Source organism: Bradyrhizobium sp. DOA1, from assembly GCF_001593325.1.
Lineage (GTDB): Bacteria > Pseudomonadota > Alphaproteobacteria > Rhizobiales > Xanthobacteraceae > Bradyrhizobium.
Map to the genome: position 1 here is coordinate 1,903,521 of NZ_JXJM01000001.1, position 25,195 is coordinate 1,928,715.

General features: G+C 64.0%; 21 protein-coding genes and 1 pseudogene. 16 read left to right on the forward strand and 6 right to left on the reverse strand.

Going from position 1 to position 25,195, the window contains the following annotated elements; all coding sequences use genetic code 11:
- The first annotated feature begins 9 nt into the window (after positions 1-9).
- From rfaE1 to SE91_RS08895, 3 genes are all read left to right on the forward strand, one after another.
- Positions 10-1,494 carry a D-glycero-beta-D-manno-heptose-7-phosphate kinase gene (rfaE1, locus tag SE91_RS08885; RefSeq protein ID WP_061851055.1) on the forward strand — a complete coding sequence of 495 codons (1,485 nt, stop codon included), beginning with the start codon at positions 10-12 and terminating at the stop codon, positions 1,492-1,494.
- Positions 1,491-2,777: an O-antigen ligase family protein gene (locus SE91_RS08890; protein WP_061847331.1), complete on the forward strand. Its 1,287-nt coding sequence runs from the start codon at positions 1,491-1,493 to the stop codon at positions 2,775-2,777. Before rfaE1 ends, SE91_RS08890 begins: the two co-directional genes overlap by 4 nt.
- Before the next feature lie 83 nt (positions 2,778-2,860).
- Complete coding sequence (locus tag SE91_RS08895; protein ID WP_061851056.1) at positions 2,861-4,780, forward strand: SDR family NAD(P)-dependent oxidoreductase; 1,920 nt, start codon at positions 2,861-2,863, stop codon at positions 4,778-4,780.
- On the opposite strand, the gene SE91_RS08900 is transcribed toward SE91_RS08895, so the two are convergent.
- Together SE91_RS08900 and SE91_RS08905 are read right to left on the reverse strand one after the other, a co-directional pair.
- Complete coding sequence (locus tag SE91_RS08900; protein ID WP_061847332.1) at positions 4,758-5,531, reverse strand: glycosyltransferase family 2 protein; 774 nt, start codon at positions 5,529-5,531, stop codon at positions 4,758-4,760. The two genes, SE91_RS08895 and SE91_RS08900, sit on opposite strands and share 23 nt — an antisense overlap.
- A gap of 76 nt (positions 5,532-5,607) precedes the next feature.
- Positions 5,608-6,582: a lysylphosphatidylglycerol synthase transmembrane domain-containing protein gene (locus tag SE91_RS08905; protein WP_061847333.1), complete on the reverse strand. Its 975-nt coding sequence runs from the start codon at positions 6,580-6,582 to the stop codon at positions 5,608-5,610.
- Positions 6,583-6,807: 225 nt separating this feature from the next.
- On the opposite strand from SE91_RS08905, the gene SE91_RS08910 reads away from it, so the two are divergent.
- The 8 genes from SE91_RS08910 (at position 6,808) to SE91_RS08945 (ending at position 17,864) form a co-directional block, all read left to right on the forward strand.
- Positions 6,808-7,797 (forward strand): NAD-dependent epimerase, encoded by a 990-nt coding sequence (locus tag SE91_RS08910; protein WP_061847334.1) that lies wholly within the window; start codon positions 6,808-6,810, stop codon positions 7,795-7,797.
- Between the two features lie 7 nt (positions 7,798-7,804).
- Positions 7,805-9,217 (forward strand): mannose-1-phosphate guanylyltransferase/mannose-6-phosphate isomerase, encoded by a 1,413-nt coding sequence (locus SE91_RS08915; RefSeq protein ID WP_061851057.1) that lies wholly within the window; start codon positions 7,805-7,807, stop codon positions 9,215-9,217.
- Positions 9,218-9,401: 184 nt separating this feature from the next.
- Positions 9,402-10,406 (forward strand): Gfo/Idh/MocA family protein, encoded by a 1,005-nt coding sequence (locus tag SE91_RS08920; RefSeq protein WP_061847335.1) that lies wholly within the window; start codon positions 9,402-9,404, stop codon positions 10,404-10,406.
- 43 nt (positions 10,407-10,449) lie between these two features.
- Entirely contained in the window at positions 10,450-11,601 is a 1,152-nt protein-coding gene (locus SE91_RS08925) for a DegT/DnrJ/EryC1/StrS family aminotransferase (protein WP_061847336.1), read from the forward strand.
- Between the two features lie 196 nt (positions 11,602-11,797).
- Entirely contained in the window at positions 11,798-13,324 is a 1,527-nt protein-coding gene (gene murJ, locus SE91_RS08930; RefSeq protein WP_061847337.1) for a murein biosynthesis integral membrane protein MurJ, read from the forward strand.
- A gap of 81 nt (positions 13,325-13,405) precedes the next feature.
- Positions 13,406-15,715: a xanthine dehydrogenase family protein molybdopterin-binding subunit gene (locus tag SE91_RS08935; RefSeq protein ID WP_061847338.1), complete on the forward strand. Its 2,310-nt coding sequence runs from the start codon at positions 13,406-13,408 to the stop codon at positions 15,713-15,715.
- Between the two features lie 127 nt (positions 15,716-15,842).
- A complete protein-coding gene (locus SE91_RS08940; protein ID WP_061847339.1) occupies positions 15,843-16,292 on the forward strand; it encodes a cytochrome c in 450 nt (149 codons plus the stop codon).
- A gap of 288 nt (positions 16,293-16,580) precedes the next feature.
- The gene (locus SE91_RS08945) at positions 16,581-17,864 is read left to right on the forward strand and encodes a cystathionine gamma-synthase family protein (protein ID WP_060736585.1); all 1,284 of its coding nucleotides are present in this window, start codon (positions 16,581-16,583) and stop codon (positions 17,862-17,864) included.
- A gap of 73 nt (positions 17,865-17,937) precedes the next feature.
- Here SE91_RS08945 and SE91_RS08950 read toward each other — a convergent pair whose 3' ends face one another.
- Positions 17,938-18,357 carry a CHRD domain-containing protein gene (locus SE91_RS08950; RefSeq protein WP_061847340.1) on the reverse strand — a complete coding sequence of 140 codons (420 nt, stop codon included), beginning with the start codon at positions 18,355-18,357 and terminating at the stop codon, positions 17,938-17,940.
- Positions 18,358-18,508: 151 nt separating this feature from the next.
- Between SE91_RS08950 and SE91_RS08955 the strand changes: the two genes are divergently transcribed.
- Positions 18,509-19,432 (forward strand): c-type cytochrome, encoded by a 924-nt coding sequence (locus tag SE91_RS08955; RefSeq protein ID WP_060736584.1) that lies wholly within the window; start codon positions 18,509-18,511, stop codon positions 19,430-19,432.
- A 10-nt stretch (positions 19,433-19,442) separates the two neighbouring features.
- Here the strand turns inward: SE91_RS08955 and SE91_RS08960 are convergent, their stop codons facing one another.
- Positions 19,443-19,688 (reverse strand): Lrp/AsnC ligand binding domain-containing protein, encoded by a 246-nt coding sequence (locus SE91_RS08960; RefSeq protein ID WP_008554991.1) that lies wholly within the window; start codon positions 19,686-19,688, stop codon positions 19,443-19,445.
- A gap of 104 nt (positions 19,689-19,792) precedes the next feature.
- A complete protein-coding gene (locus SE91_RS08965) occupies positions 19,793-21,772 on the reverse strand; it encodes a PAS domain S-box protein (protein ID WP_061847341.1) in 1,980 nt (659 codons plus the stop codon).
- A gap of 275 nt (positions 21,773-22,047) precedes the next feature.
- On the opposite strand from SE91_RS08965, the gene thiD reads away from it, so the two are divergent.
- Entirely contained in the window at positions 22,048-22,848 is an 801-nt protein-coding gene (gene thiD / locus SE91_RS08970) for a bifunctional hydroxymethylpyrimidine kinase/phosphomethylpyrimidine kinase (RefSeq protein WP_060737823.1), read from the forward strand.
- Between the two features lie 14 nt (positions 22,849-22,862).
- Here the strand turns inward: thiD and SE91_RS08975 are convergent, their stop codons facing one another.
- Positions 22,863-23,243 carry a DUF4267 domain-containing protein gene (locus tag SE91_RS08975; protein WP_061851058.1) on the reverse strand — a complete coding sequence of 127 codons (381 nt, stop codon included), beginning with the start codon at positions 23,241-23,243 and terminating at the stop codon, positions 22,863-22,865.
- Positions 23,244-23,346: 103 nt separating this feature from the next.
- Here SE91_RS08975 and SE91_RS08980 point away from each other — a divergent pair, with 103 nt between their 5' ends.
- The 3 genes and pseudogenes from SE91_RS08980 to SE91_RS08990 form a co-directional block, all read left to right on the forward strand.
- Positions 23,347-23,919: a TetR/AcrR family transcriptional regulator gene (locus SE91_RS08980; RefSeq protein WP_061847342.1), complete on the forward strand. Its 573-nt coding sequence runs from the start codon at positions 23,347-23,349 to the stop codon at positions 23,917-23,919.
- Between the two features lie 208 nt (positions 23,920-24,127).
- Positions 24,128-24,940 (forward strand): UDP-2,3-diacylglucosamine diphosphatase, encoded by an 813-nt coding sequence (locus SE91_RS08985; RefSeq protein ID WP_060736582.1) that lies wholly within the window; start codon positions 24,128-24,130, stop codon positions 24,938-24,940.
- 13 nt (positions 24,941-24,953) lie between these two features.
- Positions 24,954-25,195, forward strand: a pseudogene (locus SE91_RS08990) (glycosyltransferase family 1 protein); the annotation flags it as partial.

The following is a 25,195-nucleotide window of genomic DNA, read 5'->3' on the forward strand; positions in this document are numbered from 1 at the left end:
GCCTCGATCATGCCGGCACCCATTCTCGATTTCGACGCCCTCGCACAAGCCATCTCGGGCCGCACGGTGTTGTGCATCGGCGACATCATGCTTGACGAGTTCGTCTATGGCGAGGTGTCGCGGATCTCACCGGAGGCACCCGCGCCAGTGATCTCGGCCCAGCGCAGCGAGATCCATGTCGGCGGCGCCGGCAACGTCGCGCGCAACGTCGCCGCCCTCGGCGCGCGCTGCATCTTCGTCGGCCTCGTCGGGGAGGACGATTCCGGAAGGCGGCTCGCTTCCGCCCTGGCGGAGCACGCCGGCATCGACAGCGTGCTGGTATGTGATCCGTCGCGCCCGACCACGCGAAAGGTCCGCTTCGTCTCCGAGCATTTCTCCACGCACATGCTGCGTGCGGATTGGGAGCAGGCGCTGCCGGCCTCCGATGCGATCGAGACGAAGCTGATCGAGGCGATCCTGCCGCTCATCGCGCGCGTCGACATCGTGCTATTGTCCGACTACGCCAAGGGTGTGCTGACCGCGCGCGTGATCCGCCACACCATCGACGCCGCCCGAAAGCTCGGCAAGCCCGTCATCGTCGATCCCAAGAGCATCAACTGGGCGATCTATCGCGGTGCGACGCTGCTCACACCGAACCGCAAGGAATTCTCGGAAGCGACGCGCAGCCGTGCCGACACCACGCAGAGCATCGTCGATGCCAGCGAAGACGTGATGCGGCTCGCCGATTGCGAGGCGATCCTGGTCACGATCGGTGAGCACGGCATGACGCTCGTGCCGCGCATCGGCGAGGCGGTCCATGTTCCGGCTTTTCCGGTGAAGGTGCGCGACGTCTCCGGGGCCGGCGACACCGTCGCCGCCGCGATCGCGGTGTCGCTCGCTGCGGGCGCCGACTGGGACACGGCGCTGCGCATGGCCAGTGCCGCTGCCGCGGTCGCCGTCGGCAAGCAGGGCACCGCCAGCGTGAGCGCGGTCGAGCTGCGGCGAAAGATCCTGCCGCATGCCTATCTCGCCGCCGAGGAGAAGATCGTGCTCGAACCTGATACGCTGGACGCCCAGCTCGCCGAATGGCGAAGGCAGGGTCTGCGCGTCGGCTTCACCAATGGCTGCTTCGACATCCTCCATCCCGGTCACGTCAAGGTGCTGACTGCGGCCCGCGCCGCCTGCGACCGCCTGATCGTGGGGCTCAACAGCGACGCCTCGGTGCGGCGGCTGAAGGGCGCAGATCGGCCGGTCCAGGACGAGCGCGCGCGGGCCGAGGTGCTGGCTGCGTTGGAGGCCGTCGATCTCGTCGTCATCTTCGAGGAGAACACGCCGATCGAGCTGATCACCAGGATCAAGCCCGGCGTGCTGGTCAAAGGCGGCGACTACACCCGCGAGCAGGTCGTCGGTCACGAGGTCGTCGAGGCCGTGGGCGGGACGGTCGTGCTGGTCGACATCCTCCAGGGCTTCAGCACCACCGCGCTGGTGCATCGCGCGCGGGGAGGGGGCAAGTGACGGCGCTCGCCCGCGGGACGGCCGGTCAGATGCTCGGGCGGCGCCTACGCAGCCCGGCAGCCTGGCGCGAGACGGTGGACATCCTGGCGGTCCTGACCGCGGCTTCGCTGCCATGGTCGACGTCGCTCGCGGGAATCTTCAACGCGCTGATGCTGCTCTGCATGGTGCCGTTTCTCGACTTCCGCGCGTTCCTGCAATCGCTGAAGCGCCCGATCTGTGTTGCGCCGATCGCGCTGGTCGTTCTCGCGCTGGTCGGGACGCTGTGGTCGGAGGCGTCCTGGGGCGCGCGCCTCTACGCGGTCAATCCGACCGTCAAGCTGCTCGTGCTGCCCCTCCTGCTCTACCATTTCGAACGCTCGTCGCGCGGTGGTTTTGTGTTTATTGCATTTCTAGTTTCCTGCGCGCTGCTGTCGGTGATGTCTTGGCTGGTGTTTTTCCAACCCGCCCTCTCGCTGAAGCTGGATGAGCCCAACTCGCGTGGCATCTTCGTGAAGAACTATATCGACCAGAGCCAGGAATTCACGTTGTGCGCGGTCGCGCTTGCCTATCCGGTCATGAAGTTGCTCCACGAGAAACGGTACTGGTTCGCCGGGCTGCTCACCGCCCTCGCGCTCAGCTTCTTCGTCAACATGGCTTTCGTCGTGGTGTCGCGCACGGCACTCGTCACCATTCCGATCATGTTCGGTGTATTCGCGCTGCTTCACCTGAAATGGCGCAGCATTCCGATCGTGGCTGCCGCTCTAATCGTCGGTGCCGTTCTCGCCTGGCAGGCCTCGCCGCATCTGGGCCGGACCGCCGACAGGTTCAAGAGCGACTACACCGCCTATATGGAAAGGGGCGAACCGACCTCGATGGGCCTGCGGCTCGAATTCTGGCGGAAATCGCTTGGATTCTTCGCAGACGCACCGGTTTTCGGCCATGGAACTGGCTCGACGCGCGGCTTGTTCGAGCAGGCAGCGGCGGGCGGCCCTCACCAGGCCTCAAGCGAGGTGATCGGCAATCCCCACAATCAGACGCTGAACGTCGCCGTGCAATGGGGGATCAGTGGCATCATCATCCTGTACGCAATGTGGGGGCTGCATCTGCTCCTGTTCCGTGGCGGTGGGCTCGCCAACTGGATTGGCCTGCTGGTTGTTGTCCAGAACATATTCACCTCGCTTTTCAACTCCCATATTTTCGACTTCCACGAGGGATGGATGTATGTGCTTGGTGTTGGCGTTGCGGGCGGTATGGTGCTCAAGTCACGTCGGATCGGGCGGAGCGCGGGAGCAGCTCGCGGTTGAGGTTCGGGGCGCTGGCAAGTCCCGGCGGGATGCGCTATCAGCGCGGTCAGGTTGTATACAGCACCAGGGATATTCGGCCGCAGATGACGCGTCTTTCGCATCTTACCTTGCGTAATTTCCTGATCGCGCTTCACGACGTGGTGGCAACTGCGGCGGCCCTGTTCGTTGCGTTCTATTTACGCTTTGAGGGTGGTCCGGACTTTTCCGCCCGTCTGCCATTGCTGTTGCAGGTTCTGCCTTATTTCGTGGCCTTCAGCTTAGTCGTCTTTTTCGTCTTCAACCTCACGACGACTAAGTGGCGCTTCATCTCGTTGCCCGATGCGCTTAACATCATCCGCGCCGCCACTGTACTGGCTGTCGCCCTTCTCGTGCTCGACTACATCTTCGTAGCGCCTAACGTGCATGGGACGTTCTTTCTTGGGAAAATCACCATAGTCCTTTACTGGTTCCTGGAAATCTCCGCGCTGAGCGCGCTGCGGCTGAGCTATCGCTATTTCCGCTATACCCGTGTGATGCATCACGTCAGGACAGAAAACGCGGCAACGTTGCTGATCGGGCGCGCCGCGGACGCCGAGGTCGTCCTGCGCGGTGTCGAGAGTGGCGCCATCAAGCACCTCCGGCCGGTCGGGGTGTTGTCGCCGTCGCGGGCCGATCTCGGCCAGCTCATCCGCAACGTGCCGGTCGTCGGCGCGATCGACGACATCGAGGACATCATCGCTGGCTTTGCAAAGAGCAACAAATCGATTTCACGGGTTGTAATGACACCCTCCGCCTTCGAGCCGGAATCGCGTCCTGAATCCGTGCTGATGCGGTCGCGGCGTCTGGGCTTGATAGTAAGCCGTCTGCCTTCGCTCGAGCAAAGGGACATGCCGAGGCTCACTTCGGTGGCTGTTGAGGACCTGCTGCTGCGCCCGAGCGAGACAATCGACTACGCGCGTCTCGAGGCTCTTATCAAGGGCAAGAGCGTGATAGTGACCGGCGGCGGCGGCTCGATCGGCTCGGAGATCTGCGAGCGCGTGATGACGTTCGGCGCAGCGCGTCTCCTGATCGTCGAGAATTCAGAACCGGCCCTTTACGCCGTCACCGAGGCGCTCGCCGCTGGCAATTCAGGCGCCGAGATCGAGGGGCGGATTGCGGATATCCGCGACCGCGAGCGTATCGTGCGTCTGATGGCGCAATTCAAACCTGATATCGTGTTCCATGCCGCGGCTCTTAAGCACGTTCCGATTCTGGAACGGGATTGGAGCGAGGGTGTCAAGACCAATATCTTCGGTTCGATTAACGTGGCCGATGCCGCGCTTGCCGCTGGCGCTGAGGCGATGGTGATGATCTCGACAGACAAGGCGATCGAGCCGGTCTCGATGCTTGGTCTGACCAAACGTTTCGCGGAGATGTATTGTCAGGCGCTCGACCACGACCTCATCACGCAGGCAGCCGGCAGTAAGCCGGCCATGCGTTTCATCTCGGTTCGGTTCGGCAACGTTCTGGCTTCGAACGGGTCGGTTGTTCCGAAGTTCAAGGCCCAGATCGAAGCTGGCGGTCCGATCACCGTGACGCATCCCGACATGGTCCGCTATTTCATGACCATTCGCGAAGCCTGCGATCTCGTCATCACGGCGGCCACCCACGCGCTCAGCGCAAAGCGTTTCGACGTCTCGGTCTATGTGCTAAACATGGGGCAGCCGGTAAAGATCGTCGATCTCGCGGAACGGATGATCCGGCTTTCAGGTTTGCAGCCCGGCCACGACATTGAAATCGTGTTCAGCGGCATGAGGCCCGGCGAGCGGCTGAACGAAATCCTATTCGCTTCTGAGGAGCCGACTGTCGATATTGGGGTCGCAGGTGTTATGGCGGCAAGGCCGAACGAACCGCCGATGCAAATGTTGCGCAAATGGATCTCGGCGCTCGAGCTTGCCATCAGGCACGACGATCGCGCGACGATCCGGACGATCCTGAAAGATGCCGTTCCGGAGTTCGGCGCTAACGCGTGCGCCGCATCCTGAGCGACGGCGGTAGACGGAGCTGTAGGATTCGCCTGGCAAAGCGCAGAAAGAACGCGGCGTCGATGATTGGCGCGTTGAGATGCTGCTGGCGCGATCGCAGGCACTCCAGATTGCCGCGCAAGGTCACGCGCCAGCCGCTCGTGCTGATGCCGCCCATCTGAAAGTCAGCGATGACACGGGGGAGGTAGGCGACCCTGTAGTCGTTCAGCACCAGTGCACGAAGCATGTAATCATAGTCGGCGGTTGTGACATAACCCAGATCGTAGTCGCCGACTTTCTCTGCGACGGCTCGCCGCATGTAGAATGTCGGATGCGGAGGGACCCAGCCAAGCTGGAACGAGTAGCGGCCGAAACGTCCTCCACGCCAAGCGCGCACTAGGATCTTGGTTTGATGGTCGATGACCATATTGAGATCGCCATAGACCACGTCGGCGGCTTCGAGTGCCGCCGCAATCGCCGCCAGCGCGTGCTCATCGTGAAACGTGTCGTCCGAATTGAGGAAGCCAATCGCGTCACCCTTGAAAAAGTGCAGCCCTTTGTTCATGGCGTCGTAGACACCCTTATCGGGTTCGGAGATCACTCGGACCTCGCTGGAGCCGAAGGATTCCACGATCTTCAGCGTCGCATCGTTCGAGGCCCCGTCGACAACCAGCATCTCCTTGTCGGCGTGGGTCTGTTCGAGGAATGATTGGATGGTGGCGCCGATAGTCGCCTGGGAATTGTAACTGGCGGTGATGACGCTGATCTTCATTCCGGATCCGTGGTGCGACGTCTTATAGGAACAAACGCCAGGGTTTGATAGACAACGATCAGTGTTCCTGCAGGTCCTACCTGTGAACGCTTAATTCACGCACTCCGATCGGAGTGGCCCCCTGCGCGGACTTCTCCGCGCTCAGGATCCAGACCATGCCCCCGATCGCGCCGACGATGAAGAGCACCGCGCCGAACAGCAGCGAGACGTTGACGCCCTCGTGTGCGGCGAGCCCGGCGAAGCCGAATGCAAGGCTCATCGTGGCTTCACGCACGCCCCAGCCGGCTATCGAGATCGGCATCAAGGTGATCAGCATCACCGGCGGCACGAGCAGGAAGACGTCGCTGAAGCTGACCGGGGCCGCAATCGCCTGCACGACGCACCAGGCGATGACGACCGCCAGCACGTGGACCAGGATCGACAGGACCGCGATGATCGGTCCGCGGGCGGAGCTGAAGATCACGCGATTGGCGATCACCGCGCAGGCGTGAAGGTGATGCGTTGCCCACCAGGTTTTCAGCCAGCGCCATTTCAGCGCGCCGAAAATCAGAAAACCGAGCCCGCCCGCGAGTGCAGCGAAGTCGAGCAGCAGCAACGCCGAGCGCCCGTGCGGATCGGTGATGAGGCTGTAGCTCCAGGGCAGGCTCGCGACGATGAGGATGGCGAGCGCGATCAGGCCGATCGCGCGATCGACGAAGATCGAGTAGGTCGCCGCGCGCCATCCGGCGCCGGCGCGCGCGACCAGCCACAGCCGGACCGCGTCGCCGCCAATCGCGGACGGCAGCGTCTGGTTGAAGAAGGCGCCGATCACGTTGTAGCGCATGGCGCGGGCGAGCTCGAGCGGCGCGCCGCATGCGGCGCTGATCTCTCGCCAGCGCAGCACGCCGATGAAGATCTGCAGGAAGGTGACCGCGATCGCCAGGCCGATCCAGAGCAGGCTGGTCAGCGTGAAGCGCGAGAATAGTTCGGACAGGTCCACCTTGCGCAGCGCCAGATAGAGCAGCGCCGCGGAAATCAGGATCTTGGCCGCAGAAAGCAGGATTCGGCGCATCTCGCCCGCATCAACAGGGTTTGCTTAGATTGGAGGCAACCCGACGCGAGGCGCCGAATTCGGCCGCTTTGGTATGGTTTTGGCGCCGATCTTGCAATAGCCGTCGTAGGAGCCGTCGTAAAGGACGTTTGCAAAAGGGCGCTGTGATCGCCGGCCAGGCTATTGCGACCCCCACGAGGCCGCGGCTAAAGAGGCGCGGCGGACTGGATATTCCTTGGGAACAGGATGACGGATCAGGCGATTTTGGTCACGGGCGCTGCCGGCTTCGTCGGCTTCCACGTCGCCCGGCAGCTCCTGGGCGAAGGCCGCACCGTCGTCGGGCTCGACAATCTCAACAGCTATTACGATCCTGCGCTGAAGCGGGCGCGCCTCGCGTTGCTGCGGAACGAGCCTCGCTTCTCCTTCGTCGGGGCCGATCTCGCCGACCGCGCGACGATCGCCGCACTGTTTGCGCAACATCGCTTCGAAAAAGTCGTGCATCTCGCGGCCCAGGCCGGTGTGCGCTACTCGATCGAGCAGCCGCAGACTTACGCCGATTCCAATCTTCAGGGCTTTCTCAACGTGCTCGAGGGTTGCCGCCACAATGGCTGTCGTCACCTCGTCTACGCCTCGTCATCTTCCGTTTACGGCGCCAACACAAAAATGCCATTTGCGGTTGCGGACCGCACCGATCATCCGGTGAGCTTCTACGCGGCGACCAAGAAAGCGAACGAGGTGATGGCGCAGTCCTACAGCCATCTCTACCGGCTGCCGGTCACGGGCCTGCGCTTCTTTACCATTTACGGGCCGTGGGGACGGCCTGATATGGCCATGTTTCTGTTCGTAAACGCCATCCTGGCGGGCAAACCGATCCGTCTCTTCAACCATGGCAGGATGCGCCGCGACTTCACCTATATTGATGACGTGACGCGTGTCGTATCCAGGCTGATCGATCTTGTGCCTGCTGACGATCCGTCTGCCGCAAATGCGCCGTCAAAGCTCTACAATGTCGGCAATCACCACCCGGAGGAACTGATGCATGTCGTCGGTCTTCTGGAGCGGGAGCTGGGCCGGACGGCGATCAAAGAATTGCTGCCGATGCAGCCGGGAGATGTGCTGGAAACGTTCGCGGATGTCGAGGACCTGATGCGCGACACCGGCTTTGCGCCGTCAACGCCGATCGAGCAGGGGGTCCATAACTTTGTCACCTGGTATCGGGACTACTTCAAGGTTTGAGATGACGATGGACAAACGCATTATCCCCCTGATCATGTGCGGCGGCGCCGGCACGCGGCTGTGGCCGGCTTCGCGCGAAGTACGGCCAAAGCAGTTCCTGCCGCTGTTCGGCACCCGCTCGACCTTCCAGGACACGCTGCTGCGCGTGTCTGATCCTTCCCTGTTCGCCCGGCCGATCGTCATCACCAATGCGGCCTATCGCTTCATGGTGCTGGAGCAGCTCGCCGAGATCGGCATCGAGGCCGACGTGCTGCTCGAGCCGATGCGGCGCGATTCGGGCCCTGCGATCGCCGCGGGCGCAGTGTTCGCGCAGAACCGCGCCAGCGAAGCCATCGTGCTCGCGCTCGCCGCCGACCACGTGGTGCAAGACAACGCCGCCTTCGTCGCCGCCTGCCGCGAGGGCCTCGCCGCTGCGAATGCCGGGCGCATCGTCACCTTCGGCGTCAAGCCGGAGCGGCCTGCGACCGAATACGGCTATATCAACCCGGGCGAAGTGATCTCCGGCGAGGTGCATGCGGTGGCGCGTTTCGTCGAGAAGCCGGACGCAGTAAAGGCGTCCGACTACGTCAATTCCGGCTATCTCTGGAACAGCGGCAACTTCATGTTCCCGGCCAGTGTGCTGCTCGATGAATATCGCAGGGTCGATGCGGCGAGCATCGAGGCCGTCACCAATGCGGTCAACAATGCCGGCCGCGATCTCGGCTTCGTCACGCTGGAGCCGGAAGCCTTCGGTTCGGCGAGGGCGATCTCGATCGACTATGCCGTGATGGAGAAGACCGCGCGCGCTGCCGTGGTGCCGGTGTCGTGCGGCTGGTCCGACGTCGGCTCCTGGCTCGCGGTGTGGGAGCTGTCGGAGAAGGACGAGCAAGGCAACGCCGCGCACGGCACTGCGGTGTTCGAGGACTCCCGCAATTGCAACGTCACCACCGATTCCGCGCTCGTCGCGCTCGAAGGCGTCGACGATCTCGTGGTGGTCGCCACCGCGGACGCGATCCTGGTCTCGCGCCAGAAGGACGCCAACGGGCTGAAGCGTCTGGTGACCAAGCTGAAGGAGGTCGCACCGAAGGTCACCGAGGAGCACCTGAAGGTGCACCGGCCCTGGGGCAGCTATCAGTCCGTCGACAATGGCGAGCGCCACCAGGTCAAGCGCATCGTGGTGAAGCCGGGCGGTCGGCTGTCGCTGCAGAAGCATCACCATCGCGCCGAGCACTGGATCGTGGTGCGGGGCACGGCCCAGGTCACCGTCAACGAGACCGTGAAGACCGTGCACGAGAACGAGTCGATCTACATTCCGATGGGCGCCGTCCACCGGATGGAGAATCCCGGCAAGATCCAGCTGGAACTGATCGAGGTCCAGACTGGAAGCTATCTGGGGGAAGACGACATCATCCGGATTGAAGACGACTATCAAAGGTCGTAACCAGCAAACTCCGAATCACGCGACCCGGGCCGGAAGAGCGGTATCTTTTTCGGCTTAAGGCCCGGGGAACGTGTAATTTTTTGAATCAAATCGTGTCCGGATCGCTAGCTCCGCGTTCGCCACAAATATGGCGGCCATGCTAGAAGCGGCGCCGGGGATTTGGGTTGAATCGGGGTTCCACCAGATGAGTTCCATAGGGTCTGTGGCGGCAAAGGCCGGCCTGCGTGTCGGCGTCATCGGCGCCGGCGTGATGGGCAGCAACCATGCGCGCGTGCTCGCGGGTCTTCCCGGCGTCACCCTGGTCGGGATCGTCGATCCCTCGCCGGCACACCGGACGCGCACCACCGAGCTTGCGACCTGTCAGGGCTTCGAGACGCTCGACGAGCTGCTCGCCGAAGGCGTCGATGCCGTCACCATCGCAGCGCCGACCCATCTGCACCACGAGGTGGCGCTCGCCTGCATCGCCAGGAACATCCACGTTCTCGTGGAAAAGCCGATCGCCTCCACGGTCGAGGAGGGCCGCGAGATCGTCGCCGCCGCGCAAAAGGCCGGCGTCACGCTGATGGTCGGTCATGTCGAACGCTTCAATCCTGCGGTCGCCGCGGTCAAGAAGGCGATCGCCGGCGAGGACATTCTCTCCATCGCGATCACCCGCGTCGGCCCGTTCCCGCCGCGCATGTCCAATGTCGGCGTCGTCATCGACCTCGCCGTGCACGACATCGATCTGATCCGCTGGTTCACCGAATCCGACATCGTCGAGGTGCAGCCGCAATTGTCGAGCGCGGTCGCCGAACGCGAGGACATCGCGCTCCTGCAATTCCGCACCGCCAACGGCGTGCTCGCCCACATCAACACCAACTGGCTGACGCCGTTCAAGGCGCGCAGCGTCACGGTCGCGACGCGCGGCAAATACGTGATGGGCGATCTGCTGACGCGCCAGGTCACCGAATGCTTCGGCTTCCAGCCTGACGGCAGCTATTCGATGCGGCATCTGCCGGTCGGTCATGACGAGCCCCTGCGCGCCGAACTGCTCGCGTTCCTCAAGGCGGTGCGTGACGGCGAAACGCCTGCGGTCACCGGCGACGAAGGCGTCGCCAGCCTCGAGATCGCCACGCAGTGCCTGGAGACGCCCACGCGACCTGCCGCCACGGCGCCTGCCCGCAAGGGCCCGCGCCGCGTCGCTGGCTGATCCTTATCCATGTCGATCACGCAAGAAGGCCAAGAACCAGACCATGAACCAGCATCTGCGGTCCGAACCCATTCCCTTCATCGACGTCGGCGCACAGCGCCGCCGGCTGGGCGCCTCGCTCGATGCAGCCGTGAAACGGGTTCTCGATCATTGCCAGTTCGTCAACGGCCCCGAGGTGTTCGAGCTCGAGAAGCAACTCGCGGCCTATTGCGGCGCCAAGCACGTGATCGGCTGCGCCAGCGGCACCGATGCGATCCTGATGGTGATGATGGCGAAGAATTTCGGGCCCGGCGATGCCGTGTTCTGTCCGTCCTTCACCTTCATCGCGACCGCCTCGCCGGTGGCGCGGACAGGCGCTACGCCCGTCTATGTCGACGTGGACGAGGCTACCTTCAACATGAGCCCGGAGTCGCTGAAGCGCGGCATCGCGACCGCTCGCAAGGCCGGGCTCAAGCCGGCGGCAGTGATTCCGGTCGATCTGTTCGGCCAGCCCGCCGACCACGACGCCATCGCCGAGATCGCCAGGGCCGAAGGCCTGTTCGTGCTCGACGACGCAGCCCAAGGCTTTGGCGCCAGCTACAAGGGCCGCAAGCTCGGCACCTTCGGGCACGCCACGGCGACCAGCTTCTTCCCGGCCAAGCCGCTCGGCTGTTTCGGCGACGGCGGCGCCATCTTCACCGATGACGACGAGCTCGCGGCCACGCTGCGCAGCATTCGCGTGCACGGGCAGGGCGTCGACAAATACGACAACGTCCGCCTCGGCCTCACTGGCCGGCTGGACACCATGCAGGCCGCGGTCCTGATCGAGAAGCTGAAGATCTTCGACGATGAGGTCGCCGCCCGTAACAGGGTTGCGGAGCGCTACGCACGCGGCCTGAGCAACGTTGTGACCGTGCCGCGCCTCAGCCCCGGCAACACGTCGGTGTGGGCGCAGTACACGATCCGTCTGCCTGAAGGCACCGACCGCGACGGTTTTGCCGCCGCGCTGAAGGCTCAGGGCGTGCCGACCGCGATCTATTACGGCAAGTCGATGCATCAGCAGACCGCCTACAAGCATTATCCGGTCGCAGAGGGCGGCCTGCCTGCTTGCGAGAGCCTGTCCCAGGACGTCATCAGCCTGCCGATGCACGCCTATTTGACCGAGGCTGACCAGGAGCGGGTGATCGCTGCAGTCCGCGGCGCGCTGGCGGGGTGATCCTCCGCTGCTTCTTTCTTACCTCTCCCGCTTGCGGGAGAGGTCGCGCGAAGGCGCGGGTGAGGGTTCTCTCCTTTGGGGGAGTCTTCGTCGTCGAGACACCCTCTCCCCAACCTTCCCCCGCAAGCGGGGGAGGGGCGGACCTCCGTCGCGGCTTCCACCTAGACCTAATCGCGCCATCCTCTAAAACAGACGCATGCTCGGACGCATCTTCACGGTTGGCGGATACACGCTGCTCTCGCGGGTGACGGGGTTTGCGCGCGACATCATGCTCGCGGCGATCCTGGGCGCAGGCCCCGTGGCAGATGCCTTCTTCGTGGCGCTGCGGCTGCCCAATCATTTCCGAGCGATCTTCGCCGAGGGCGCCTTCAACGCGGCGTGGGTGCCGGCCTACGCGCATGTCCATGGCGAGAAGGGCGAGGCGGCGGCAAAACTCTTCGCGGACCGAATCTTCACGCTGCTCCTGGCTTCGCAGGTGGTGCTGCTGATCGTCGCCTGGCTGTTCATGCCGCAAGCGATGAGCATCTTGGCGCCCGGCTTTTCGGAGGACGCCGAGCAACGCAAGCTCGCGATAGAGCTCACCCGGATCACCTTTCCCTATCTGCTGCTGATCACGCTCGTCACGCTCTATGGCGGCATGCTCAACGTGATGCAGCGCTTTGCCAGCGCTGCGGCCGCCTCGATCTTTCTCAACGTCGCGATGATGATGACGCTGGCGGTGGCCGTCTGGTTTCCGACCGCGGGGCACGCGGCAGCCTGGGGCGTGCTGATCTCCGGCTTCCTGCAATATTTCCTGCTCGCCGGCGATCTCGCCCGCCATGGCGGCCTGCCGCGTTTCGCGCCGCTCAAGCTCGACGAAGACGTGCGCGGATTTTTCAAAGCGTTGGGACCGGCAACGCTGGGATCGATGGGCACGCAGGTCGCGCTGTTCGCGGACACCATCATCGCGACCTTCCTGCCCGCCGGCGCGCTGTCGGCGCTGTATTACGCCGACCGTCTCAACCAATTGCCGATCGGCGTCATCGGCATCGCCATCGGCACGGTGCTGCTGCCGGAGATGTCGCGGCGGATCACGGCCAGCGACCATGATGGCGCAATGCGGGCGCAGCGCCGCGCATTCGACTTCACGCTGCTATTCTCGGTGCCATTCGTCGCCGCCTTCATCACCGTGCCTGACGAGATCATGCGTGCCCTGTTCGCGCGCGGCGCGTTCTCGCAAGCCGATGCGGTTGCCGCAGGCAATACGCTCGCTGCCTATGCCATCGGTCTCATTCCCTTCGTGCTGATCCGCAGCGCCGTCGCGACCTTTTATGCGCGCAAGGACACCGCGACGCCGGTCCGCGCGTCGCTGACCGGCATCGCCGTCAACGTCGCGCTGAAGGTCGCCTTGATGGGATCGCTCGCCCAAATCGGCCTCGCGCTCGCCACCGCCGTCGGCGTTTGGACCAATCTCCTGCTGGTGCTTTACTTCGCAGTGCGGCGAGAATTCCTCGTGCTGGATCGGGCGTGGCTCTTGTCGCTCATCAAATTCTTCGTGACCGGGATTATCCTCGCGGCCACCTTCTGGCTGATCGCGCGCTTCAGCGGTTCTATCGTCGGCGCAATGCACTTCCGGGACGAGTTGACGCTTGGCTTGCTGGCCATCGGAGGAACGATCGTCTACGCGCTCGCGATCCTCATCCTGTTCGGCCGCAACTGGCTGGTCGCGTTGGTGCGCAAGTAGTTTTTATTGCCCAACCCGTTTGCCTTGCCAGTTTTTCCACGGCAATATGCCGCCAAAACAACCATAGGACGGGAAAAGACAATGGCGGCTCCCATCAAGTTCGGCGTTGGCCAAAGCGTGCTGCGCAAGGAGGATGACGCGCTCATCCGCGGCAAGGGCCGCTATACAGACGATTACGCGCCGCAGGCCGCGCTCCGCTGCTTGATGCTGCGCTCGCCGCACGCGCATGCCAAATACACCATTGATGTGAGCCGCGCCCGCGGGCTCCCCGGCGTCGCGCTGATCCTCACCGCGGATGATGTCAAAGATCTCGGCAATCTGCCCTGCCTGTTCAATCTCGAAACCGATCCCTTCACCGGCCCGCCATACCCGATCCTGGCCAAGGACGAGGTGCGTCATGTCGGTGATGCCGTCGCCTTCGTGGTCGCGGAGACCATCGACCAGGCCCGCGACGCGATCGAGGCGATCGAGGTCAAATGGAGCCCGTTGCCGGCCGTGACCGGCGTCGTCAACGCCGTCAAGAAGGGCGCACCGCAAGTCTGGCCCGACAAGGCCGGCAACGTGCTGTTCGACGTCTCGATCGGCGACAAGGCGGCCACCGAAGCTGCCTTTGCCAAGGCGCATGCGGTCGCCGAAATCTCCATCGTCAATCCGCGCGTGGTCGCGAGCTTCATGGAGACGCGCGCCGCGGTCTGCGAATACGACGCCAAGCGCGACCATCTGACGCTGACGATCGGCAGCCAGGGCAGCCATCGCCTGCGCGACATCCTCTGCCAGAACGTGCTCAACATCCCCACCGACAAGATGCGGGTGATCTGCCCCGATGTCGGCGGCGGCTTCGGCACGAAGCTGTTTCCCTATCGGGAATACGCCCTGATGGCGGTCGCGGCGCGGCAGCTGAAGAAGGCGGTGAAGTGGGCGGCGGACCGCACCGAGCATTTCATGGGCGATGCACAGGGCCGCGACAACGTCACCACCGCGAAGATGGCGCTGGCCGAGGACGGCAAGTTCCTCGCGATGGATTGCGACCTGATGGGCGACATGGGCGCGTATCTCTCGACTTTCGGCCCCTACATCCCGCATGGCGGCGCCGGCATGCTGCCCGGCCTCTACGACATCCAGGCGTTCCACTGCCGGGTGCGCACCATCTTCACCCACAGCGTGCCGGTCGATGCCTATCGCGGCGCGGGGCGGCCCGAGGCGGCCTACGTCATCGAACGTCTCGTCGACGCCTGCGCGCGGAAGCTCGACATGACGCCGGATGCCATCCGTCGCAAGAATTTCATCCCGCCGAAGGCGCTTCCTTACAAGACCGCGACCGGCAAGGTCTACGATTCCGGCGACTTCGCCGCGCATCTCAAGCGCGCGATGGAGATCGGGGAATGGAAGGAGTTTGGCAAGCGTGCCAAGGCGGCCAAGAAGAACGGGTTGATCCGCGGCATCGGCCTTGCGAGCTATGTCGAGATTTGCGGCGTGATGGGTGAGGAGACGGCCAATGTCCGCCTCGATCCCAGCGGCGACGTGACCGTGCTGATCGGCACGCAATCAAGCGGGCAGGGCCACCAGACCGCCTATGCGCAGATCGTCGCCGAGCAATTCGGCCTGCCGCCGGAACGCGTGCATATCCGCCAGGGCGACACCGACGAGATCGCGACGGGCCTCGGCACCGGCGGCTCGGCCTCGATCCCCACGGGCGGCGTCTGCGTGGAGCGCGCTGCGGGGGATCTCGGCAAGAAGCTGAAGGAGTTCGCCGCGCAGGCGCTGGAGGCAAGCGCAGGCGACCTCGAGATCACCGACGGTGTGATCCGGATCGCGGGCACCGACCGCTCGATCTCCTTCGCGGACCTCGCCAAGCGTCCCGGCGCCGATCCGTCGAAGCTGAACGGCAGCGCGACCTTCGCCAGCGCCGACGGCACTTATCCGAACGGCACGCATCTGGCGGAGGTCGAGATCGATCCGGCCACCGGCATCATCAAGATCGTCAACTACGTGATCGTCGACGATTTCGGCAAGACGCTCAATCCGCTGCTGCTTGCGGGCCAGGTGCACGGCGGCGCCATGCAGGGCATCGGTCAGGCGCTGATGGAGCAGGTGGTCTATGGCGCGGGCGACGGCCAACTCATCACCGCGACCTTCATGGACTACGCGCTGCCGCGCGCCGCGGACGGGCCGGCCTTCGTGTTCGAGACCGCCAACGTCCCCTGCAAGACCAATCCGCTGGGCGTGAAGGGGGCGGGCGAGGCCGGCGCGATCGGCTCCTGTCCGGCCATCGTCAACGCCATCGTCGATGCGCTCTGGCGCGAATACAAGATCGACCACATCGACATGCCGGCAACGCCCGAGCGGGTGTGGATCGCGATCAACGAGCATCACCGGCGCCACAGCCTCTAGTCCGAGATCCTCCCGCGCGGGCGGGAATAAACGCCCCGCGCGGGGTTCTATCCATGATGGGTCCCGGCTTCCCTGAAGCCGGTGAAGCTCATGCCCTGAACGTCTCGAGAGCCGGAGAAACGAGCCAATGAAGCGAACGATGATTGTCGCGGGCGTCCTCGTGCTGGGCGCGGGCGCCGTAATGGCGCAGCAGGAGATCGCCGTCCAGCAGGACAATCTGATGCGCTCGATCGCCAAGAACCAGTATGGTGTCATCCAGAAGATGACCAAGGGCGACATCCCCTTCGACAAAAAAGCGGCCGATCAGGCCATCGCCAGCATCGAGGCCGATGTTGCCAAGATCGCGAAGACCTTCGAGATCAATCCCAAGCAGGACGTGGTGAACGCGACCTATGGCTCGTCGCCAAAGGTCTGGCAGAACAAGGCCGATTTCGACTCCAAGATTCCACCCGTGCAGAAGGCGATCGCCGACGCCAAGGGCAAGATCACCGACGTTGCGAGCCTGAAGGCGGCCTACACCGTGATCAACGACCGCTGCAACGATTGCCACGATACCTATCGAGTGAAGTTGAAATAGCTGGGCACAGAGCCCGGAGCCCGGATGAGCGCAGCGATATCCGGGACAACTATCAGCTCGGCCTGTCTTCCCGCATTTCGCTGCGCTCATCCGGGCTACGGGACTCAGTCGCGCAGTTCATCGGGAAATTCCGTGCGCAAGGTCTGACGTTCCGCAGGCGGAGCGGCTATCTATGCTTCAGTTGCCGCGGCGTTGACGAGAGCTGTCGGAACCCAGCGCATCCGCTCCGATTGCCTCATCAATGCGAAGACCACAGCGCCGCGAGCGAACCAACAGCGAGGCAGGGCCATGGTAAAACCGTTCCCGTCGAAGACCCACATCGGCAACCACATGCTGCATCCGGAAACCCTGATGCTGACCTATGGCTATGATCCGCAATTGTCGGAAGGCGCCATCAAGCCGCCGGTATTCCTGACCTCGACCTTCGTGTTCAAGACCGCCGATGACGGCCAAGACTTCTTCGATTTCGTCGCCGGCCGGCGCGAGCCGCCGGAGGGCATGGGTGCAGGCCTGGTCTATTCACGCTTCAATCACCCCAACAGCGAAATCGTCGAGGATAGGCTCGCGATCTACGAGCGCACCGAGAGCTGCGCGCTGTTCTCGTCCGGCATGGCGGCGATCGCAACCACGATCCTCGCCTTCGTCCGCCCAGGCGACGTCATCCTGCACTCGCAGCCGCTCTATGGCGGGACAGAAACCCTGCTGACGAACACGCTTGCGCGTCTGTCGATCGGCGCCGTCGGTTTCGCCGACGGCATCGACGAGGCGGCAGTCAAACAGGCTGCGGAGGAGGCGATGGGCAAGGGGCGCGTTTCGATGATCCTGATCGAGACCCCGGCCAATCCGACCAACGGACTGGTGGACGTCGCGATGATGCGCCGTGTCGCCGAGGCGATCGGAAAGACGCAAGGCGACACGCCGATCATCGCCTGCGACAATACGCTGCTCGGACCGGTGTTTCAGCGGCCGATCGAGCACGGCGCGGATGTTTCCCTGTACTCGCTCACGAAATATGTCGGCGGTCATTCCGACCTGATTGCGGGTGCAGCGCTCGGCTCCAAGGCGCTCATGAAGGGCATCAAGGCGTTGCGCGGAGCCATCGGCACCCAGCTCGATCCGCACTCATGCTGGATGATCAACCGGTCGCTGGAGACGCTGAGCCTGCGCATGGAAAAGGCCAATGCGAATGCGCGCCTCGTCGCGGACTTCTTGCGCGATCACGCCAAGGTGGCGAAGGTCCATTATCTCGGTCACCACGAAGAGGCGTCTGCCGCGGGCCGCGTGTTCGCACGGCAGTGCCTGGGGGCGGGCTCGACGTTCTCCTTCGACATCGTCGGCGGCAAGGATGCGGCCGTCAAATTCCTCAACGCGCTGCAAATCTTCAAGCTCGCGGTCAGCCTCGGCGGAACGGAGTCGCTCGCCAGCCTGCCGGCGACCATGACCCATTCCGGCGTTCCCGCCGCCATCCGCCAGAAGATCGGCGTGCTCGATTCCACCATCCGGCTGTCGATCGGCATCGAGAATCCGTCGGACCTGATCGCCGACCTTGCGCAGGCGCTGAACGCGGCTTGAGCGTGGCGAGAATTGAAAAGGCCGGACGCCCCCTCCAGCGCCCGGCCTTCGCCGACGAAGCCGCGTTGAGAGCCTACTTCGTCACCTGGCCGCGGATCTCGCCGCCGGGGTTCGCCGCCGTGTGGATGTTGATGTAGTACTTGCCGCCGAGCAGATCGGCGGCCTGGGCGTCGGTGAGCGTGGCTTCGCCCTTCACGGGGCTTGAAGCCGCATTCGGGATCGGGACGGCAACGCCAGCATTCTTGCCGGCCTCGGCAGGCCCGTGGAAATGCGCGGCGGTGGCAGGCCCGGAGAGGCCCGAATAGGTGACGGTCCAGGACAATTTCTTGCTGCCGGCGTCATAGTCCAGGTCGGCCGTTCCGGTGGCGCTGCTGGTGTTTGGCGGCACTTCGGCCTTGCCATCCAGCGCCGCCTTCAGCTTTTCAGCGCTGGCGGGGCCGGCGAATGCGACCGCAGCGCCGAAGGCCAGCGTGGCGAAAAGAGCTTTGTTCATGGATTTCTCCCTGTTGACGCCTGATTGCTGTCAAACCTGCAAACAGTGCGTCTGCGACTTTATTCCCACGTTTCGGCCAAGCATCTAAATTATTCGTGGCTGGAGCGGGCACGGAATATCCGTAAGCTCGTGGTCCCGACGGAATGCTTCGATGCTGCGACGAGCGATGCTTGCTGTCCTGATCGCCATGGTTGTGGCGTTCGGCGTCTATTGGTGGCTGACCATGCCAGCCGCCATGGCGGTGCCGGCCGCAACGCGTGCGCCCGATCTCGCCAACGGGAAGGAGCTGTTCAACGCCGGCGGCTGTGCGTCCTGTCATGCCGTGCCGAACCAGGACGATCGCCTGCGGCTCGGCGGCGGCCTGCCGCTCCGCTCGCCGTTTGGAACGTTCTACGTTCCCAACATCTCGCCGGATCCCAATGACGGCATCGGCCGCTGGAGCGAGAGCGATTTCGTCAACGCCGTGATGCGCGGCATCTCGCCCGATGGCAAGCACTACTTCCCCGCTTTTCCCTACACCTCGTATCATCTCGCGAAGGTCGACGATGTCCGCGATCTCTTTGCCTACCTCAAGACGTTGCCCGCCGTGCAGGGCAAGTCGCGTGATCACGACGTGCCGTTTCCATTCGATATCCGGCGCAATGTCGGCATCTGGAAATTACTGTTCATGAATACCGGGTCGTTCGTGCCGGACGCGTCGCGTTCGGAGCAATGGAATCGCGGTGCCTATCTCGTCAACGCATTCGGCCATTGCGCCGAGTGCCACAGCCCGCGCAATGCGCTCGGCGGCATTATCCGCAGCCAGCGCTTCGCCGGCGGTCCCAATCCGGAAGGGGAGGGCTGGGTCCCGAACATCACGCAGAAAGGCATCGGCACGTGGAGCGAAAAGGACATCGCCGACTTTCTCGAGACCGGCGACATGCCCGAGGGCGACAGCGCCTCCGGCGCGATGCGTCCCGTGATCAAGAATCTGGCGCAACTGACGGCGGAAGATCGTGCCGCGATGGCTGCCTATCTGAAGTCGCTGCCGCCGGTGGACGGACCGACGCCGCCCAAGCGCAAGGAAGGAAGCTAGCGCAGCCGCGCTAGCCCGCGCCGAACGCCTTGAAGGTGATGATGGTGAGGGTGTCCTGGATGCCCGGCAGCACCTGCACCTTCTCGTTGACGAAGTGGCCGATGTCGGTGTCCTTGTCGACGTAGAACTTCACCAGCAGGTCGTATTGGCCGGCCGTGGAGTAGATCTCGGAGGCGATCTCGGCTTCGGCGAGCGCGTTGGCGACCACATAGGACTGGCCGAGCTTGCATTTGATCTGGACGAAAAAGGGAACCATCGCGGTCACTCCGAAAGCACATCTGGCCGGCTAGTAGGCCAAACCCGGCCGGGTTTAGCAAGCGGCCGGCCGACTGTACAAGCCGCCAGGCGCAGGTCCGCCGCTCAGGAGGCGACAGCCGCAGCCGTGAATGCATCCCGAAGCCGCTGCGCCAGCTCGACCTTGCGATAGGGCTTGGTCAGCACGATTGCCTGCGCATGCGCGCGGCCCTGCTCGACCAGGGTCTCCAGTGCATAGCCCGAGGTGAACAGGACAGGCAGCGAGGGGCGAATCCGCCGCGCCTGATCGGCGAGATCCCAGCCGCTCATGCCACCGGGCATCACGATGTCGGTGAACAGCAGGTCGATGCCGGGATCGGTGCGCAGCTGCTGCAAGGCCTCCTTGCCGTTGACCGCGGCGACGACGCGATATCCGAGTGCTTCAACCCTGCGGATGACGGAGGAGCGAACGAACGGATCGTCTTCCGCGATCAGGATCGTCTCGTATCCGCGCAGCGCTGTGTCCTCGCCCTCCGCAAGATCCGCCTGCGATTGTCCTGCCGCGGCGCGCGGCAGGTAGATCCGGACCGTGGTCCCCAGGGCCGGCTCGCTGTAGATCGAGACATGGCCGCCGGACTGCTTGGCGAAGCCGTAGACCATGCTGAGGCCGAGGCCGGAGCCTTTGCCGACCTCCTTGGTGGTGAAGAACGGTTCGAAGGCGCGTGCTCTGACGTCAGGGGTCATGCCTTCGCCGTCGTCGGTGACCGAGATCAACGCGTAAGCGCCGGACGCGACTTCGGGATGAAGCGCGCGATAATCGTCGTCGATCGCGGTCAGCTCCGTGCTCAGCGTCAGATGTCCGCCTGCCGGCATGGCGTCCTGCGCGTTGAGCGCGAGATTGAGCACGGCCGATTCGAGCTGGGCGCGATCGGCAAAGGCCGTGATCGTGCCGGGGCCCGAGCTCGTCCTGATCTCGATGTCTTCGCGCAAGGTCCGCTTGAGCAGCTTGAACATGGAATCGAGCAGGCCGCGGCAATCGATCATCTGCGGCTGGAGCAATTGGCGCCGGCTGAAGGCGAGCAGCCGCTGCGTCAGCTCGGCGCCCCGTTCGCCCGACTGGCAGATGTCGTCGGCAAAGCGCCTGAGGTCGGGCCTGGCCTTGAGCTGCTCGCTGAGATGCTCGGCGTTGCCGATGATCACGGTGAGCAGATTGTTGAAATCGTGCGCGATGCCGCCGGAGAGCTGGCCGACCGTCTCCATCTTCTGCGCCTGCTGCAGCTGCTGCTCGGTGAGCTTGCGCGCGGAGAGGTCGTGGATGATGCCGACGAAGATCAACTCGCCGTCCTGCCGCGCCTGACCCACCGACAGGTCCATCGGGAAGGTCGATCCATCCTTGCGCAGGCCGACGGATTCGCCGCCGGTCGCGAAATGCCGCGTGGCATTGTCGGACGAAGCGTCCGCCTCGGGCATCAACATGCTGACGTTCCAGCCCATGACCTCATCGGCCTGGTAGCCGAACAGGCGCTCGCAGGCCGGATTGAACAGCAGGATGCGGTCCTGCGCATCGAACAGGATGACCCCGTCGACCGCGGTCTCGACGATCGCGGTGAGCCGGGCCACGCTGTCGCGCATCGCGCGCTGGGCATCGCTGACCTGCTGCAGCAGAAGCGTCGCGTCCCGGCTCTTGATCTCCTCTTCCTCGAGCGCGGCCTGGACCTGCCGCAACTCGAACGGAGAGGGAATGGCGAGGATCTTCGGCAGCAGCGGCCAGAGCGCAGCGGCGGTGAAGACGGAGGTGACCGCCGTGGCCGCCTTGAGGAGGCCCTCGATGCCGTAGATCGGGACCCAGAGCGTGTAGATCGACAGCACATGGGTCAGGCCGCAGGCCATGATGAAGATCGCGAACGCCCAATAGACCCAGCCGAATTTGAGGTCGCGCCGCTTGGTGACGAGGATGGCGAGGGCAAACGGAATGGAAAAGTAGGCGGCCGCGATGCAGGCGTCGGCGACCACATGGAGCCAGACCAGCTGGGGTTCCCACAGCAGGCAGATGCCGTGCGGCGAGAACATCGAGGAGTCGAGGAGACGTTGAAAATAGACCCACATAATTCCACCCGGGGAGACGCGCGGGCCTGGGGCGGCTCGCGCGATTGGCGTCCTTGGACGATTCCACCACCTAACGTCTCACTCATCGGTGTGGACGCCAAGGGCAGGCTGGCAAAGCCATGGCGCGGCTCGATTTTCAAGCCCGCCCGATTGCGGGGGAGATGCGGCGACGGTCGCAAGAGGTGCGTGGCAGCGAATCATCGCTGCCGCGCTTGCTGGGGTTCCACGGTCGCGCTAGGACAGGTCATGACGTCCACAAGCAGATGCATCCCGCGATGACGACCCCGGTCGCACTCACCATCGCCGGCTCGGATTCGAGCGGCGGCGCCGGCATTCAGGCGGACCTGAAGACGTTTGCCGCGCTCGGCGTCTATGGCGCGTCCGCCATCACGGCGCTGACGGCGCAGAACACGCGTGGCGTCACGGGCATTCACGCCGCGCCGGCGGAGTTCGTCACCGCACAGATCGATGCGGTGTTTTCCGATCTCGACGTTGGCGCCGTGAAGATCGGCATGGTGGCCCAGGTCGCCAGCATCGAGGCGATCGCGAGCGCATTATCGCGCTGGGCGCCGCGTCATGTTGTGCTCGATCCCGTGATGGTGGCAACCTCCGGCGACCGGCTGCTCGCCGCCGAAGCGATCGAAGCGTTGCGCACCAGACTGATTCCGCTGGCCTCGGTGATCACACCGAACCTGCCCGAGGCCGCCGCGCTGCTCGACGAGCCCGTGGCGGCGAGCGAGGCTGCAATCGAAAGCCAGGGGCGCCGGCTGCTGGCGCTCGGCTGCCGTGCCGTCCTGATCAAGGGCGGGCATGGCGAGGGCGCGGAGAGCACCGACTATCTGATCGATGCCGACAGTACGATCGCGCTCGCTGCGCCCCGCATCGCCACTGGGAATACCCATGGCACGGGCTGCTCGCTGTCATCGGCGATCGCGGCGGGCCTCGCCAAGGGCGAGGCGCTCGAGCAGGCCGTGCGCAACGCCAAGGCCTGGATCACCGCGGCGATCGCGGCCGCCGACCGCTTCAGCGTCGGCCACGGCCACGGACCGGTCCATCATTTCCACAAGTTCTACTGACGCGATGAACCCTCTCAGGGCACGCCCAGCATCAGCGGGATGGATGCCAAGACCATGACAAGAGCCGTGACACCGTGAATGCCTAAAGCGGCTCTTGCAGGGCCTTTGGCGGCAAGAATGAGCAGCATGTCGCCAATGGGGATGAGGGCTTCGACAAACAGGACGATGCCGAGGGCGAGTGGAAGGCCCCACGCCATCAGCGCCAATACCGTGAGCCCCGATGCGATGTCGCGCACGCCCTTGAGCCGGAGCCACCATGCGACATTGGAGCCGTCTTCGGGGAGCGGGAGACCGAAACTCTGTGTCACTCTCCGCGGGTTCAGGACATAGAGGGTGCCAATCGCGATGATCGCGAGGGCCACGAGCAGCGCGATTCCTAGGGAAAGCCAGTGCATTACCATTCACCTTTCCAGCTGTTCAAATTTATCTAGCGATGCTAGATAAAAAATCAAGGCTAGATTTGACGAAAAGCCGCTGCCTGCGCCGGAGGATCGAAAATTGGGCATCGCCGAACGGAAAGACCGGCAACGCGCCGATCGCGAACGTCGCATCATCGCGGCAGCGCGCGTGATCGCGGAGCGCGAGGGATGGAGCGCCGTCACGATCCGTCGCCTTGCCGACGAGATCGAACACAGTCAGCCGGTTCTCTATTCACATTTCGAGAACAGGGACGCGATCGTTGCCGCGGTCGCGCTCGATGGGTTTCGGGAGATCGCGGACGCTCTTCGGCACGCGGCAAGTGGATCGACCGGACGAAACGCCATCAAGAACGTCGCAACGGCCTATCTCGCTTTCGCGCTTCGCAATCCTGCGCTTTATGAGGCCATGTTCATTCTTCCGTCCAGTCTGCGCTTCGCAGAAGCGGGGACCAAGCCGGAACTGCGGGCCGGTTTCGAAGCCCTTGCGGCAGTCGTCGCGCCATTCTGCGTCGATATGGATGTCGCGACCGAGACCTTTTGGGCAACCTTGCATGGGCTCGTCGAACTCGAACGTTCGGGCCGCATCCGGCCCGGCGCGCGCAGCGAGCGCATCGCACTCGTCGTTCGGGCGGTCGCAGTCCCCCGGAAATAGCCGGCCGTCCGCGGTTCGCGTCATCTCTGACATGCGCCGCGCACCGGCCCGGAGTTTTGCGGAGGCCCCTGCGGCGCCATGTCGCCTGATTGTCGCATGCGACTGATATTCGCGGGCAGGGCGAGGCGAGGTTTGATTCGTATCTGCGGGTGCCTCAAGGGTTCAATCGGTCATCTCCCTGTCACGGGACATTGTTACGGGTTGGCGCATGGGAAGTTACGATGTGAGTGACGAGAGCCCGGAGCGGCGCTTTCGCACGTTGTTCATCTCCGACGTCCATCTCGGAGCCCGCGGTTCCCAAGCCGATCTTCTGCTCGACTTCCTGCGCTACCACGACGCCGACACCATCTATCTCGTCGGGGACATCGTCGACGGCTGGGCGCTGAAATCGAGCTGGCACTGGCCGCAATCGCACAACGACCTCGTCCAGAAGCTGCTGCGCAAGGCGCGCAAGGGCGCCAAGGTCATCTACATTCCCGGCAATCACGACGAATTCCTGCGCAATTATTACGGCACGCATTTCGGCGGCATCGACGTCGTCGAGAACACCGTCCATACCGGCGCCGACGGTAAGCGCTATCTCGTCATCCACGGCGATATCTTCGATCTCGTGGTGCAGAACGCGCGCTGGCTCGCTCATCTCGGCGACAGGGCCTACGACTTCGCGATCCAGATGAATCGCTTCGTCAACTTCTTCCGCCGCCTGTTCGGCGTGCCCTATTGGTCGCTGTCGCAATGGGCCAAGCAGAAGGTGAAGAACGCCGTCAACTATATCGGCGCTTTCGAGCAGGCGCTCGCCGCCGAGGCGCGGCGCCACGATGCCGACGGCGTGATCTGCGGCCACATCCACTATGCCGTGATCCGCGACGAAGGCGGAATCCGCTACATGAACTGCGGCGACTGGGTCGAGAGCTGCACCGCCCTCGTCGAGCACGACGACGGCCATTTCGAGATCATCACCTGGGCGGACCAGCTTCAGAAGCCGGCAGCCGTCCCACAGGTCGCGGCAAGAGCTGCGTGACGAGAGCCGCCTGATGCGCATCCTGGTCGCGACCGACGCCTGGCACCCGCAAGTCAACGGTGTGGTTCGGACGCTGACCAAGATCGCCGACGCCGGCAAGAGCCTCGGCGTCGAGTTCGCGTTCCTGACGCCGCAATCGTTCCGCACCTTCGCGATGCCGAGCTATCGCGACGTGCGCCTCGCCATGCCGCGCCCGGCGCGCATTGCGAAGCTGATCGGGGAAGCGCGCCCGGACAGCATCCACATCGCGACGGA

Coding starts and splice junctions, on each gene's coding strand:
- SE91_RS08960 (WP_008554991.1), bottom strand. CDS start 19,688: ATGGTTCCCTTTTTCGTCCAGATCAAATGCAAGCTCGGCCAGTCCTAT.
- SE91_RS08900 (WP_061847332.1), bottom strand. CDS start 5,531: ATGAAGATCAGCGTCATCACCGCCAGTTACAATTCCCAGGCGACTATC.
- SE91_RS08935 (WP_061847338.1), top strand. CDS start 13,406: ATGGCGGCTCCCATCAAGTTCGGCGTTGGCCAAAGCGTGCTGCGCAAG.
- SE91_RS08905 (WP_061847333.1), bottom strand. CDS start 6,582: ATGCGCCGAATCCTGCTTTCTGCGGCCAAGATCCTGATTTCCGCGGCG.
- SE91_RS08945 (WP_060736585.1), top strand. CDS start 16,581: ATGGTAAAACCGTTCCCGTCGAAGACCCACATCGGCAACCACATGCTG.
- SE91_RS08915 (WP_061851057.1), top strand. CDS start 7,805: ATGGACAAACGCATTATCCCCCTGATCATGTGCGGCGGCGCCGGCACG.
- SE91_RS08895 (WP_061851056.1), top strand. CDS start 2,861: ATGACGCGTCTTTCGCATCTTACCTTGCGTAATTTCCTGATCGCGCTT.
- SE91_RS08920 (WP_061847335.1), top strand. CDS start 9,402: ATGAGTTCCATAGGGTCTGTGGCGGCAAAGGCCGGCCTGCGTGTCGGC.
- murJ (WP_061847337.1), top strand. CDS start 11,798: ATGCTCGGACGCATCTTCACGGTTGGCGGATACACGCTGCTCTCGCGG.
- SE91_RS08985 (WP_060736582.1), top strand. CDS start 24,128: ATGGGAAGTTACGATGTGAGTGACGAGAGCCCGGAGCGGCGCTTTCGC.
- SE91_RS08940 (WP_061847339.1), top strand. CDS start 15,843: ATGAAGCGAACGATGATTGTCGCGGGCGTCCTCGTGCTGGGCGCGGGC.
- SE91_RS08965 (WP_061847341.1), bottom strand. CDS start 21,772: ATGTGGGTCTATTTTCAACGTCTCCTCGACTCCTCGATGTTCTCGCCG.
- SE91_RS08910 (WP_061847334.1), top strand. CDS start 6,808: ATGACGGATCAGGCGATTTTGGTCACGGGCGCTGCCGGCTTCGTCGGC.
- thiD (WP_060737823.1), top strand. CDS start 22,048: ATGACGACCCCGGTCGCACTCACCATCGCCGGCTCGGATTCGAGCGGC.
- SE91_RS08925 (WP_061847336.1), top strand. CDS start 10,450: ATGAACCAGCATCTGCGGTCCGAACCCATTCCCTTCATCGACGTCGGC.
- SE91_RS08955 (WP_060736584.1), top strand. CDS start 18,509: ATGCTGCGACGAGCGATGCTTGCTGTCCTGATCGCCATGGTTGTGGCG.
- SE91_RS08950 (WP_061847340.1), bottom strand. CDS start 18,357: ATGAACAAAGCTCTTTTCGCCACGCTGGCCTTCGGCGCTGCGGTCGCA.
- SE91_RS08975 (WP_061851058.1), bottom strand. CDS start 23,243: ATGCACTGGCTTTCCCTAGGAATCGCGCTGCTCGTGGCCCTCGCGATC.
- rfaE1 (WP_061851055.1), top strand. CDS start 10: ATGCCGGCACCCATTCTCGATTTCGACGCCCTCGCACAAGCCATCTCG.